We start from the raw sequence: 13149 nt of genomic DNA on the forward strand, positions 1-13149 counted from the left end.
ACAATCTCTTCGGGCTTCGGTCGCTTGTTTGCCATTCGTGGTCCTCCGTTTCCTAAACATAGCGGTGGACCAGTTCAGTTGGGGAGGCTCAGTACGAAGCCTCGATAGCTTCCAATCGGGTCAGGTCGAAGACTTGGTTACGGAATTTGGCCTCAACCCAGCTGAAGTTACCGAAGTGCGCGGAGATTCAGACGATCAAGCCCTTTGGATCAGATATCTGAAATAATGAATCGTCTGCACCCGCTACACTTGCGTTCCCCAGCAATCCACTTATGAAAGTGCCATCAATTGACCTCGGGGAAAGCTTACGATGCGCATGCGCGATACGTTCATCAAACCGATGCACCCTGAAGGCATTCAGTTTGTCGCGATCTTTGCCGCCATCACGGTCGGTCTGTTTCTCCTGTCCGACATTCTGGGCTGGATTGGCGTCGGCCTTACGGTCTGGTGCTACTATTTCTTTCGCGACCCCGAACGCGTATCACCGACAGGGGAAGGCTTGATTGTCAGCCCGGCGGATGGGGTGGTTTCGCTAATCGAAGCGGCAGTGCCGCCGAGTGAGCTTGGGATGCCAAACACGCCCCTCACTCGTGTCAGTGTATTCATGAGCGTCTTCAATTGCCATGTGAACCGCACGCCCATTGAAGGTGAGATCACCGCCGTTGCCTACCGCCCCGGCAAATTTTTCAACGCATCCCTAGATAAGGCCAGTGCCGATAACGAGCGCAACAGCCTGCGTATTCGAATGAGGAATGGTCAGGACCTGGCTGTGGTCCAGATTGCCGGCCTAGTGGCCAGACGGATCGTCTGCTTTGTGAAACCTGGCAACGCGCTTCAAACCGGAGAGCGATTTGGATTGATCCGTTTCGGTTCCCGTCTGGATGTTTATCTTCCAGATGGCGTGGAGCCGCAGGTGCGTGTCGGGCAAACGATGATTGCCGGCGAAACTATCCTTGCCAGTTTGCACACACCCAATGAAAAGTAGGTGGCTGGATCAGTGACAGAACCATCCGAACAGGAAGAGACCGGGTTTGCGCTGATTCATTTGCTGCCCAATGCACTGACAATAACAGCCATTTGCGCGGGCCTGTCGGCAATCAGATTTGGCGTTCAGGGCAACTACGAGCTTGCGGTGCAGTTGATTATAGCCGCTTGTGTGCTGGATGGGTTGGACGGGCGCATTGCGCGCTTGCTCAGCAGTGACAGCAAAATCGGGGCAGAACTGGATTCGCTTGCGGATTTCTTGAACTTCGGTGTTGCCCCGCCGCTTGTTCTCTATTTCTGGGCTTTGCAGGATGTACCCAGTGCTGCATGGCTCGCCGTGCTGTTTTTTGCGGTGTGCTGCGTTATGCGCCTTGCTCGGTTCAATGTGGGCAGCAAGTCCGAGACCTGCGAACATGACAGCGCTTATTTCGAGGGGGTTCCGGCCCCTGCAGGGGCGCTGCTGGTCATGTTGCCAATGTATCTGTCCTTCGCTTTCGCGGATGCGCCCGCGCTGCCCAGTATATTGATTTGCCTCTTCATCGTGATCATTGGTCTTTTGCTTATCAGTCGCATACCGACCTGGTCTTTTAAAACCACGCGGATTTCACGCGAGAACGCGAAGTTTTTTCTCATCGGTGTCGCTGTTGTTGGCGCCGCGCTGCTGACCTTTGCCTGGGCCACGCTGATCGCGCTTTGTGTCGGATATGTGGGAATGGTCGCCTGGGCGTGGATTGACAGGGAAGCACCTTCTAACCGTTAAGGATACGATATGGACATCAAAGCCGTTCAAACCTCTTACGCTCGCTGGGCACCCGTCTATGACAAGACGTTTGGGGCCGTCACCAATGTCGGGCGGCAGCATGCGGTTGACTATATCAACAGACGTCCTGGCAAGGTTCTGGAGGTTGGCGTGGGCACCGGGCTGTCACTGGAACATTACGGACCCAGGACTCAGGTGACCGGAATCGACTTCAGCGAGGACATGCTGCAAAAAGCACGCGGCAAGGTAAGAGATTTATCCCTGAGCCACGTTGCGGAGCTAAGGCAAATGGATGCCCGCGCGCTTGATTTCCCAGACAACCATTTCGATACGGTTGCAGCGATGCATGTGCTGTCCGTCGTTCCAGAACCGGAAAAGGTAATGGCGGAAATTGTGAGGGTCTGTAAACCCGGCGGCAGTGTGGTGATTACGAACCATTTCAAACGAGAGCGAGGTCTGCTGGCAACCTTGGAACGCGCGTTTGCGCCAATTGCTAACACAATCGGTTGGCACTCTGACTTCGAAATCGACACGGTATTACAAGAGCAAGCGCTAACTGTCGAAGAGCAAAGAGCCCTACCACCGATTGGGATGATGACCTTTCTGGTTTTGAGAAAGTCAGTGGTTGCATAGTGGTCTAATGAAAAGTTAGCGCCTACTAAAACAGGAAGCCGAGCAGAATGACAGGTATTGCCAAGTTGATGACCTGAGCATGTGAGGTATTGGCGAAGACAGGATCAAGCGGTCATTTCCGCAGTGTACTCGTCCCAGAGGTTGAACGCGTCGGAACGAGCGTGGCGGTAAGAGTTTGCGGTGAGTTGATAGCGGCTGGGGCGGAAGACCAGGTTGATTTTGTCATGCGCAGACAGAAATCTCTGAGCCTTTAGGTCAGACTTGAACCGGCCCATGATCTTTTCTCGTTTGCGGGTTGGTTGGTGCGACACTTCGATGGCGTTATTCAGACCTTTGTGGGCATGATGGTCAACCTCTGGTGCAAGTATTTTGATCGGCTTGATATAGCTGCGCAATTTGTCGGTGATGACGACCCTGGGTTCGCCAAACTTGGCAACCGGCCCGTTGAAAAAACGCTTTGCAGCTTTAGCATTTCGGCGCGTTTGCACGAGAATGTCGAGCACGTCGCAATTTGCGGCGATCGCCCGCCACAACCAGTGTTTGTTGCCACGGATCATGATTACGACTTCGTCCATGTGCCACTTGTCATTCGGCCATGGACGATCCCGTCTGATACAATCTACAAAGTGTCAACCGAAGCGATTGACCCATAGCCGAACTGCTTCCCGGCTTACGATCACGCCCCGAGCAGCCAACAGATCCTCAACGTCAGCTGTGCTCAACCCAAAGCGATGGTAAGCCCAGACCGCGTAAGCAATGATCTCACGAGGAAAGCGAAAACCTTTCAGGAGTGGCATGATCGTTGGGATGTTCATTAGCGCGACATAGCTGGATCATTCAACGTGAACAACTTGGCAATACCGTCGAGTTAGGTTCTTTCGCAAACTTCTCTGAGATCTGCATACATGAAGCTGGAGGGACGATTGTCCAGCCAGTTGGCTGAACTGCTGAAAAAGACGGAATATGGGCTTGAATTGACCTTTGCTGATCTTCTTGAAGACTGTTCGGAAACTACTCGATGGGACCGAACATGAGATCACGTACGTTCGACAATTGGGCAACAAGGCCGAAGACAGTTACTCAGCTGCGTCCACGCGAACCGTCCTGATGCTGGGATCAATACGGCTGTAGGCGGCCAGAAGTCGCGCCGACCACTTCTGCGAAATATAATCGGCCATGAATCGTGACGGTGCGATAAGGACAACACGCCCCCCTGCCCTTTCAGCTTCGGACAGATGTTGAAACCAGCTTGCCCACAGTTCCGGATCGCGACCGTGTAGAATCGCCTGTACCTGCGACCACACATCCCCAGCTGGGCTGTCAGGGGTACTGGGTTTGGTTGCAAAGGGTACGACATTCGTTTCGGGTTCCGGCACGTCAGTCATCCGGGCTTGAAAGTCCGATCCGATAACAGACCACACCTCTTCGGTGTCAATCAGGATTTGTTTCAGATCGATCTCGTACACGGCTACACGACCCCGCGCAGCGGGCCGTTTTACCGTTACCCAACCTAATGTGCGAAATCTGGACATTTCGCGCTTTACGGTTCTTTCGTTCACTGCCCACAGGCGCGAAATTTCTTCCCGCCCAATGGATAATTCGTTGTTGCGCCAGTTATACCGGGTCGTAATCAACGAAATGATACGCAAAATACTTCGTTGTCGGTGCTTGTCGCCTGACAGCGCATGAACGGTCAGAGCAGATAGTATATCATATTTCAAAGCCGGCGCATTTCGCCCGACCGGTTTCGCAAGCTGCATATCCGTTCTCACCGCTCAGTCTGCCTCTGGCGGGTGTGTCCCGCCAATCTCGCGCCGTTTGCCAACGCTTTTCGTCATCTTGGCCTAATTAGCGTCCAAAGCTTCGATTCTGTCAAGCCAAGACTGGAACATCGCGAGATCTTGCGCAGATCAAACTCAAAAACCGAAAAGAAATTTGGTGAAATATTGGTGATGGGGGTCATTCTGTGTGTCCCCTTATTGGGTCTTTGTGTCCCCCTATATGTGGTTATTTCCTTCGGTCCGTCCCCCTAAATACTGGCTGGATAGGGCTGTCTTGATCTTTTTGTTCCAACTGGGGCGGTCGAATCGCTTCGGGTGTTTTTACGCCTTGTTTTCTTACCCGTGGGTAAGATCGTACTCTCATCATAATTTCTTTTGCGTAAAGTGCAAATCAAGCGTAAATAGGAAACGAGTAGAAATTTACGTTCCAAACTAAGAGACCCGAGGCATGTACACGCACGAAGACCTGAACGCATTGCGCAATCAGTCCCTCAAGTTGCAGGGGTGGATTCGCCAGCAGACCTTTAGCCCTGAGATGGAGAAAACGCTCCGCCGGTTTTCCAGCTGGGAAGTGTCCGAACTGATCTTCCGGGTGAACCAGTCAACCTTTCGCGGAAAGCTTGCAGCCGATCCTTCCCTACCTGGTGGAGAAGTTGAGCCCGACGGGCGTCAGCGCTGGTTCAGCCTGGAAGAGGTGAACGAGCTTCGGCGACGGCTCAAGATTAATCGCAAGTCACTGATGCCCCCTCGCCCTGAAGGCAAGCGCGCCATTCGTGCGGCTGTCGCAAACTTCAAGGGTGGCGCGGGAAAGTCGACCGTGGCGCTGCATCTTGCCCATGCAGCCGCCCTGGATGGGTATCGGGTCCTTGTGGTGGATTTCGACCCTCAGGCAACACTAAGCCATTCGATGGGGCTGACGGATGTGGCCGAAGATTATACGGTTTGGGGGATCATGGCGCGTGACCTCATTCGTGAAACAGAACGCATGAATAACCGCCCCGCCGCTGCAGAATCGGGAACCGCCCTGCCTCGCCGGGAGTTGCCGCCGGCGATAACAGATATGGGCCTGGGCGATCTGCGAATTGCTGATTTCATCAAGAAGACCTCCTGGTCGACGATCGATGCGATACCTTCCTGTGCGAACGCAGCCTTTGTTGAATTTGCGTCGGCCCAGTACCGGCACCTGAATCCCGAATGGTCCTTCTTTGCGGCGGTGTCCCGGTATCTGGATCAGATTCCGGATGACGCCTATGACCTTATCCTGTTCGATTGTCCGCCCGCAATCGGGTACCAGTCTATGAACGCGGTCTTTGCCGCAGACATGCTTTATATCCCTTCTGGGCCCGGATATTGGGAGTATGACTCGACCACATCGTTCATCGGCCAATTGGCAGAAGCGTTGGAAGATCTGGCCTATGGGTTCGACAAGACCTTACCCACGGGTAAGATTGGGTTGCCCAAAACCTTCTGTGAGTTGCGGTTCCTGTTGACGCGGTATGAACCGGGCAATGCGCTGCATCTGGCGATGTTTGATGCCTTTAAGAAGGTATTTGGCGAGCACGTCGCACAGCACCCGGTGGAAATGACCCGTGCGGTGGAGCAGTCTGGACGTTTTCTGAGCTCGGTCTACGAAATGGATTACCGCGAAATGACCCGCGAAACCTGGCGGCGTGCCCGCTCAACTTTCGACAATGTGTATGAGGAATTCCGGGGCGTAATGCTATCGGCCTGGGACAAGGTGGAGGATGACGCATGAGCCGCAAGCGGAGAATGTTCGATATTGATCTACCGGCTATGGATGACATTCCTGTTGGTAAGGTGCCGGATAAAGTTTTCGAAAAACGACGTGGCCCAATGGCCGCTGCAATTTCGGAAAATGCCGACGCTTTGCGTGATCAGCAATCGACAGAGCAATCCATCCGTGCAGAAAACGATCGTCTTGCACACGAACTGGTGCGGCTGAGAGCTGAAGGTTTGGTGACAGAACGAGTGGTGCTGAACGACGTTGTAACGGAAAAGCTGACGCGAGATCGCAAACCCGGTCCCGATCCAGAACTGGATGAACTTAAGGACTCGATTAGGGAGATCGGCTTGTCCAACCCGATCCGCCTGGAGCGCAGGTCGGACGGGCTGTATGAATTGATCCAGGGCATGCGCCGTTTGTCTGCCTATCGTGCCTTGTACGATGAGACCGGCGACGAAACCTATGCCAGAATTCCAGCGGGGATTTCTGATGCGGGTGATCTGGACAACAGTTATCGGCGTATGGTCGACGAGAACCTGATCCGAAAGGATATCTCATTTGCGGAAATGGGCGCCCTCGCCCGTGCATATTCCGAAGACCCTGCGAATGACTGTCCCGATGTCGACAAGGCGGTGTCCACGCTGTTCAAATCTGCCAGCTACACAAAGCGCAGCTATATCCGGTCTTTTGCCAGTTTGCTGCTGATGCTGGACAAAGTTCTGACCCACCCGAACGACATTCCGCGAAACGTGGGTGTTGAGCTAAAGCGCAAATTTGACGCGACGCCAGGTCTGGTTCGCCAGGTAAGCGAGGCACTGAAGAGTGAGCCTGATCGGGATGGCGCGCGTGAAGTCGCAATTCTGAGGTCATTTCTAGGTGAGCCAGAAGCTGTGTCCTCGAAGAAGACGGAAGCCGCTAGTGCAGGTAAACCACGCCGCGCGAAAACAACTTTTCAGGTTTCGGGCAGGGCAGGGATCGCGAAATGTGCTGCTTCTAGTGGAAGGATTGAGGTGCGGTATGATCTGGATTTTACCCGCGTTGATCGAAGCAAACTGGAGGCAGCAATTGCCGCGCTGCTCGATGCGCTTCCCGAGGAAGATGATCTTACCCACGGGTAAGATCACGAACTAGCAAGTCAGGTGAAGGCGTCGGAAAGGTTTCGGCGCCTTTTTTGTTTTGCCGCGCAAAGGGTAGGGGCCTTGAGTGACATTGTCGGGTACATCCACTGTCCAAGCTGAACCGGAGGGCGCGGGCCATGGCGTGAACGGGGTAACCGGCATATCAAAGCTTGCTGTCACACCAAGTATGAAGTTTCTCAAAATATCGATTATGGACATAATCTGCTTAGGCATATATCTCCGGCCTGTCGAAAACAGGTGGCGCCGGGATCGTCGCGCTTGCCCTGCCGACCCGCCGAACGTCAAACTTACCTAGTGCGCAGGCATCGTTGCGATGTTTACAGTCGAAGATCAGTCGGTTGTGATTTGAGGCACATGTAGTGTTAGCCACTTGCATAAACTACAATATATGCCAACAGCGCTGGCTTAGCACCCAAAAAGATGTGTCGCGAACTCTGGGGTCTGGTTGACGCGCATATGTGATCTGAGGTTTGTACTCGTCGAACAGTTTTGAACAGGTTGTTTGAGCATGATCTCATTGAACGGCTGTCATTTCTCAAGGATGCAGTTTTGTACGCTGTGTACTTCCATCTGCGTTACACGGTGTCGTATCGGGACTTAGAAGAAATCCTGGCGGAACGCGGCGTTCAGGTGGACCATGCCGCTCTCATCAGGTGGGTCGTGAGGTATTCACCGATGATCGCAGCAAGATCGCAGTCGAAGAAACGCCCAACGCCGAGCTCTTGGCGCATGGACGAGACATATGTTCGTGTTCGCAGCAATTGGATGTACCTTTACAGGGCTGTCGACAAGGCAGCAGATACCCTTGATTTTATGCTGTCTGAGCGGAGGAACCGTCCAGCGGCAGCTAGGTTCTTTGCCAAAGCGCTGTCTTCAAATGGAATCCCGAGCAAGATCGTCATCGACAAAAGCGGAAACAACGCAGCGGGCATTCGAGAGGTGAACAAAATCTTTAATCGGTTTGGTTGCCTCGACAAAATTCAAACAGTCAGGTCAAGTATTTGAATAACCTGATCGAGCAGGATCACCGGTTTATCAAGCGTCGCGTGCGGCACATGTGCGGGTTCAAATCGTTCGGGTCCGCATCGGCTAGTCTGGACGGCATCGAGGTCGCAAACATGATCCGAAAGCAGCTGTTCCCCAACGCTACGACGTCGGGATTTCAGCTATTTGCAGAGATCGCAGGAAAGGTGTGTCCGGTTATTCGCTACTCTGGCCATTCCAAAAGTTTGCAACAGATCCAATTACATGCGCCCGGTGAGTATCTTGGCCAGATCGGGTTCAACCTTTTGGGTTTTTTCCAGATCCAGGCTGTTTTTAACGTGAAAAAGGTGGTGTTGGATGCTGTCTACCGCAGCTTGCGGGTCACCACTCGCGATCGCATTGATGATCGACGCGTGCTCATCATCGGGGCAAGATGAGTCCTTGTTGGTTCCGAACAGCGCCACGATCAGAGACGACCGGGTTACCAGCTCGCGGACAATGCGTGTGAGTACCGTATTGTTGTGGCATTTGGCCAGCTCCACATGAAACTCACCTGAGAGCCGAATAATCTCGGTTCGATCATTAGCTGCCCGAGCCTTATCTTCTTCTTTGACATGTGTCCGTAATGCGTCGATTCCCAGGCTGCCGTTTTCATGTGCTAGTGTACGTACGATGCCAGACTCAATCATCAAGCGGGCCTCAAAAACCTCTCGAGCTTCGTCAGGGCTTGGACAGGCTATAAAGGCACCGCGGTTGGAATGAAGTTCAACAATGCCTTGGCTGCTCAATAACAACAACGCGCGGCGGACGCGCATGCGACCAACGCCAAAGGTCTCACATAAGGTTTGTTCACTCAATTTGGTTCGTGGAGCCAGCTTCTGTTCCATAACCGCGGAATAAATTCGATCGACGATCAATTGCTCATCCGGATCAGATTGGACGGTGTCGAGTTTTTGTTGGGCGTCTGTCATCTTGTTCCGATTTGGCTGGAATTCATGTTCGTTTTTATTAGACGCACGGCTTCCGAATGACAATATATTGAGCATTTGTTCACAATATCAACACTGCCGTTGATTAAAAATGTTGACATCGATTGTTAACAATGCTGAGTTTAACAACATCACCGGGATTCGACCTGTGACTCAATAACCTTTGCAAGCGCACAAAAGAGGCGCCCAAACCTCAATAGGGAGGAAACAATGAAACGCAGAAATCTGATGAAATCATCGGCGGCCCTGGCGATGGCCATATCCGTTCTGGGCTCCACCGCCTGGGCGGAAAACCCGGTTCTTAAGATTGGCTTTGTTGGTGTGACTTCAGGTCCGGCAGCGGCCTGGGGCATCTCGAACCAGCGCTCGATGGAGGCGCGGGCTGACTGGATCAACGAATCCGGGGGCTACAAGATTGGCGATACCACATACGACATCGAAATCGTCTCGTTCGATGACCAGAAAGACCCCAAGCGCGCAATCGCAGGCATGGAGAAGATGGCACAGGAAGGGATCCACTATGTGGTTGGTCCTAACGTGGATGACGGCGCAGCCGCCGTGCGCCCAGTTGCCGAAGCAAAAGGGATTATGTATTTCCCATATGCCTTCCCGAAAGAGCTTTATACCGCTCCGGCGTCCAATGCGGTTTTGGGCATGGTTGCGAACTATCAATCCGGCCCGGCGATTTACGAATACCTGCGCGACGAAAAAGGCGTAAAGAGCGTGGCCTTTGTTGCTGCCAACGAGTCTGATCCGCTGAGCCAGCGGGATGGAGGGATCGCAGCGGCAAATGCGCTGGGTCTTGAAGTTGTGTCTGACAACGTGACGTATCAGGTGGACACGACAGATTTTACCCCGGTTCTGACGCCTGTAATGCGCACGCAGCCTGATTTGCTGGTTCTGTCCGGCGTCTCGCCGGCCAATGCACCTCAGTTGATCCGGTCTGCGCGCGAACTGGGGTATCAGGGCATCATCTCGACCGAGACCGCGCAGGATGCGACGGTTCTGCGCGAAGGTGCGGGCGATCTGGCCAACGGGTTCATCTCGGTCGGCGGTGCATCGACGCCTGAAATCGCATCGGACGAAATGAAGGAATTCGTCAAGCGTTACACTGACATGTTCGGCGAATATAACGATGAATCGAATACCAAGGTCTATGCGCTGGAGTATATTCTGGCGACTCTGAACGCCAACCCGGCGGGCATTGACGACGTCAAGGCGTTCCAGACCACGATGGACACGTTCGAAGCACCGAACCCTTTCATGAAGGGCGACGCCGTAATGCGGTACGTCGGAACAACCTCCTTCGGACAAAAGCGTCAGATTGCGGTCCCGCTGGTAGTGAATGTCTACCAGGACGGACAGTTTGAAACACTCTTTGTCGCTGAAGTCGACTGAGGCAGAACTCCCCACGACAAGGCGAAAGCCTAACGAGCCACTCAAACTCCCGGGCTGATGATCGGCCCGGGAAACCCGAACCTAACGCGGGACTATCATGGAACAGATACTAGCAAACGGCATCTATCTGGGCGCGCAATATGCGATGATCGCCTTGGGTCTGACGCTGATCTTTGCCCTGATGAACGTACTGAATTTTGCTCACGGACAGATGTACGTTCTCGGCGGCTTTGTGACCTACACCTTCTACGGACAACTTGGCTGGCCTTTCATCCTTGCGCTGCTGGCGTCCTGTATCACTCTGGCCGTGCTCGGCGCGCTGATAGAACGGTTTCTGTTCGCCCCAGTCATACGACGGTCATCGCGCGAAGAAAGCACAATGCTGCTGGCGGCGGGACTGGCGTTTCTGTTTGACGCGGTCATCCTGCTGGTCTTTGGAGAAAAACAGCGCGGTGTGCCCAAGATCGTCAACGGGGTTTTCAACTGGGATTTCAAGTTGATCATGCCATATGACCGTATTTTGATCTGCGTGCTGGCTATTCTGTCGATCGTCACTTTCATCCTGTTTATGCAGTATTCCAAAACCGGCCGCGCCCTGCGTGCGCTGGCGCAGGACAGAACCGCTGCCCAACTGATGGGAGTCAATGTTGCTCGCTACTCCATGATTGGATTTGCATTGGGCGCAATGCTGGCTGGTCTGGTCGGCGGTCTGCTCGTGACTATTACCGGCGTCAATCTGGGTATGGGCGGACCGACCTCAATCAAGGCTTTCATGATGGTCATGATCGGCGGCGCAGGTGTGATTTCCGGCGCAATCGCAGGCGGTATCATCCTTGGCTTCATGGAAGCCATCGGTTTAGCGGTGCTCTCGCAATATGGCGATATCACCTATCTGCTGATCTTCGTCTCGCTGATGATTTTCCTGGCCATCCGCCCGCAGGGCCTGATGGGCAAACCGTGGGGATAACGCAGTGCCAAAATTTTCAATGATCCAATGGGCCGGTGTGGCGGTCTTCCTGCTGGCCATCTTCATCGCGGTTCCCAGCTTTGTCGCCGCCTCCGGACGGTCTGACCTGTACTACACGCTGACCTCGGTAGCGCTGCTGTCGATCGCCAGTGCCGGTGTCTGGCTGACCTTCTATATCGGCCGCATTAACATAGGGCAGGGCGCCTTTGCCCTGATCGGAGCTTATGTCTCGGCCATTCTGGTGACCAAGGCTGGCATTTCGTTCTGGCTGTCCCTGCCGCTTGCGGGCCTCTTTGCAGCCGGTGTGGCGGTTCTGATCGGTGTGCCGATCCTGCGGCTGCGGGGCGTGTATTTTGCAATGATCTCGCTGGTGCTGACACAGGTCGTCACCCTGACTGCGCTTGCCTTGCCTGTCACGAATGGTGCCAAGGGCATCACCTCGATCCCGCTTCCGGGCGGGGTGTCGATCCTGGGTATCCCTCTGATACCCGATTTCGGAACACTGGAGAACCCAAGACTGGCCTTCTACTACACCGCCTGTGTTCTGATGGTCCTGACCTTTGCCGCCATGTACCGGCTGGTGAATTCGCGCCTTGGCCACCTTTGCCGCTCGATGCAGCAGAATGAGGAACTGGCCAGCTCCATAGGTGTGAACATCTCGTATATCCGGGTCATCGTCTTTGCCATCTCGTCCTTTCTGGGCGGCATTGGCGGTGCGATGTTCGGATCGATCGCGCAATCGGTTTATCCGTCCAGCTTTCAGGTCGCCGACAGTGTGAACTTCATGCTGAATTGCTTCCTCGGTGGTCTGGGATATGTGTTTGGCCCGATGTTGGGCACGCTGGTCCTGTATTTTGGCTGGGACCTGTTGTTCGAGTTGGGTCGTTTCCAGCTGCTGGCCTATTCCAGCTTGCTGATCATCCTGATGCTGTTCCTGCCCAACGGGCTGCTCAGCCTGCGTCTGCCTGGCAAGAAAGGAGAGGACAAATGAGCCATCTTCTGGAAGTCCGCCATGTCACCAAGAAATTCGGTGGCCTGACCGCGAACAGCAACATCTCGTTCAACGTCAATGAAAACGAGATCCTGTCGGTGATCGGACCGAACGGTGCGGGCAAAAGCACGCTGTTCAAGATGATCTCATCCTTCCTGCCGACCACGACCGGAGAGGTGCTGTTCAAGGGCGAGAGAATTTCAAACCTGAAACCACACGCAGTGGCCCGCAGGGGCGTTGTCCGTACGTTTCAGGAAACGACGATCTTCAAATCCATGACAGTGCGCGAAAGCATCATTGTCGCTCAGCACTTACGGGCCCGTGCTTCGTTGGCCGGGTATTTCTGGGGCACAAAAACGGCGCATGAAGATGTCGACAGCTTCGGGCAATATGCCGACGATCTGATCGAATTCCTCGGCATGACCGAGATTGCAAACGAACAGGCCTCAAACCTGCCACAGGGCAACCTGCGGGCGTTGGGGATCGCGATTGGTCTGGCAACCGATCCCAAGGTGTTGCTGCTGGATGAACCCTTCGCCGGGATGAACCATGACGAGACCATGAAAATGGTCAATCTGGTGCGCAAGGTGCGAGATGACCGGGGGGTGACCGTTCTACTGGTAGAACATGACATGCCTGCGGTGATGAATATCTCGGACCGGATCGTCGTGCTGAATTTCGGTGAGATGATCGCCGAGGGCACACCGGTAGAAATCCAGAACAACGAAAAAGTTATCGAAGCCTATCTGGGCAGCGCCGACGACGAGATTGGGATCTGA

The 13149-nt window shown here is 54.0% G+C and carries 11 protein-coding genes and 2 pseudogenes; 10 read left to right on the forward strand and 3 right to left on the reverse strand.

The features are described from left to right. Positions 1-310 precede the first annotated feature (310 nt). The 3 genes from ACR0M3_RS18670 to ACR0M3_RS18680 are packed head-to-tail and all read left to right on the forward strand — an operon-like array spanning position 311 to position 2377. Positions 311-985, forward strand: coding sequence for a phosphatidylserine decarboxylase (locus ACR0M3_RS18670; RefSeq protein WP_480912116.1), 675 nt, complete (start codon positions 311-313; stop codon positions 983-985). A gap of 12 nt (positions 986-997) precedes the next feature. Then, a complete protein-coding gene (gene pssA / locus ACR0M3_RS18675) occupies positions 998-1744 on the forward strand; it encodes a CDP-diacylglycerol--serine O-phosphatidyltransferase (protein WP_480773856.1) in 747 nt (248 codons plus the stop codon). 9 nt (positions 1745-1753) lie between these two features. Beyond that, positions 1754-2377, forward strand: a complete 624-nt coding sequence (locus tag ACR0M3_RS18680; RefSeq protein WP_480912119.1) for a class I SAM-dependent methyltransferase — start codon at positions 1754-1756, stop codon at positions 2375-2377. 104 nt (positions 2378-2481) lie between these two features. Here the strand turns inward: ACR0M3_RS18680 and ACR0M3_RS18685 are convergent. Continuing rightward, positions 2482-3192 (reverse strand): annotated as a pseudogene (locus tag ACR0M3_RS18685) (IS6 family transposase). 261 nt (positions 3193-3453) lie between these two features. Further along, entirely contained in the window at positions 3454-4137 is a 684-nt protein-coding gene (locus ACR0M3_RS18690; protein WP_480871452.1) for a DnaA N-terminal domain-containing protein, read from the reverse strand. 469 nt (positions 4138-4606) lie between these two features. Between ACR0M3_RS18690 and ACR0M3_RS18695 the strand changes: the two genes are divergently transcribed. The 3 genes and pseudogenes from ACR0M3_RS18695 to ACR0M3_RS18705 form a co-directional block, all read left to right on the forward strand. Continuing rightward, on the forward strand, positions 4607-5914 hold the full coding sequence (locus tag ACR0M3_RS18695) for an AAA family ATPase (RefSeq protein ID WP_480483587.1): 1308 nt from the start codon (positions 4607-4609) through the stop codon (positions 5912-5914). After that, positions 5911-7020, forward strand: coding sequence for a ParB/RepB/Spo0J family partition protein (locus ACR0M3_RS18700; protein ID WP_480558978.1), 1110 nt, complete (start codon positions 5911-5913; stop codon positions 7018-7020). Before ACR0M3_RS18695 ends, ACR0M3_RS18700 begins: the two co-directional genes overlap by 4 nt. A gap of 529 nt (positions 7021-7549) precedes the next feature. Then, positions 7550-8228 (forward strand): annotated as a pseudogene (locus tag ACR0M3_RS18705) (IS6 family transposase); the annotation flags it as partial. Between the two features lie 57 nt (positions 8229-8285). Here the strand turns inward: ACR0M3_RS18705 and ACR0M3_RS18710 are convergent. After that, on the reverse strand, positions 8286-8996 hold the full coding sequence (locus tag ACR0M3_RS18710; protein ID WP_480912121.1) for a GntR family transcriptional regulator: 711 nt from the start codon (positions 8994-8996) through the stop codon (positions 8286-8288). Between the two features lie 228 nt (positions 8997-9224). Between ACR0M3_RS18710 and ACR0M3_RS18715 the strand changes: the two genes are divergently transcribed. The 4 genes from ACR0M3_RS18715 to ACR0M3_RS18730 all read left to right on the forward strand — a co-directional run bounded on the left by ACR0M3_RS18715 (position 9225) and on the right by ACR0M3_RS18730 (position 13149). Next, positions 9225-10412 (forward strand): ABC transporter substrate-binding protein, encoded by a 1188-nt coding sequence (locus tag ACR0M3_RS18715; RefSeq protein WP_480773861.1) that lies wholly within the window; start codon positions 9225-9227, stop codon positions 10410-10412. Between the two features lie 97 nt (positions 10413-10509). Next, positions 10510-11379, forward strand: a complete 870-nt coding sequence (locus ACR0M3_RS18720; RefSeq protein ID WP_480483595.1) for a branched-chain amino acid ABC transporter permease — start codon at positions 10510-10512, stop codon at positions 11377-11379. Positions 11380-11383: 4 nt separating this feature from the next. Beyond that, the gene (locus tag ACR0M3_RS18725) at positions 11384-12370 is read left to right on the forward strand and encodes a branched-chain amino acid ABC transporter permease (protein WP_480912123.1); all 987 of its coding nucleotides are present in this window, start codon (positions 11384-11386) and stop codon (positions 12368-12370) included. Then, positions 12367-13149: an ABC transporter ATP-binding protein gene (locus ACR0M3_RS18730; protein WP_480483596.1), complete on the forward strand. Its 783-nt coding sequence runs from the start codon at positions 12367-12369 to the stop codon at positions 13147-13149. The genes ACR0M3_RS18725 and ACR0M3_RS18730 overlap by 4 nt, the downstream gene beginning before the upstream one ends.

It is taken from the genome of Ruegeria sp. O5 (genome assembly GCF_056535105.1).

What these genes read in the sequence shown, in the direction of transcription:
- ACR0M3_RS18730 (WP_480483596.1), top strand. Translation starts at nt 12,367, where the DNA reads ATGAGCCATCTTCTGGAAGTCCGCCATGTCACCAAGAAATTCGGTGGC.
- ACR0M3_RS18715 (WP_480773861.1), top strand. Translation starts at nt 9,225, where the DNA reads ATGAAACGCAGAAATCTGATGAAATCATCGGCGGCCCTGGCGATGGCC.
- ACR0M3_RS18680 (WP_480912119.1), top strand. Translation starts at nt 1,754, where the DNA reads ATGGACATCAAAGCCGTTCAAACCTCTTACGCTCGCTGGGCACCCGTC.
- ACR0M3_RS18720 (WP_480483595.1), top strand. Translation starts at nt 10,510, where the DNA reads ATGGAACAGATACTAGCAAACGGCATCTATCTGGGCGCGCAATATGCG.
- ACR0M3_RS18710 (WP_480912121.1), bottom strand. Translation starts at nt 8,996, where the DNA reads ATGACAGACGCCCAACAAAAACTCGACACCGTCCAATCTGATCCGGAT.
- ACR0M3_RS18670 (WP_480912116.1), top strand. Translation starts at nt 311, where the DNA reads ATGCGCATGCGCGATACGTTCATCAAACCGATGCACCCTGAAGGCATT.
- ACR0M3_RS18690 (WP_480871452.1), bottom strand. Translation starts at nt 4,137, where the DNA reads ATGCAGCTTGCGAAACCGGTCGGGCGAAATGCGCCGGCTTTGAAATAT.
- ACR0M3_RS18695 (WP_480483587.1), top strand. Translation starts at nt 4,607, where the DNA reads ATGTACACGCACGAAGACCTGAACGCATTGCGCAATCAGTCCCTCAAG.
- ACR0M3_RS18700 (WP_480558978.1), top strand. Translation starts at nt 5,911, where the DNA reads ATGAGCCGCAAGCGGAGAATGTTCGATATTGATCTACCGGCTATGGAT.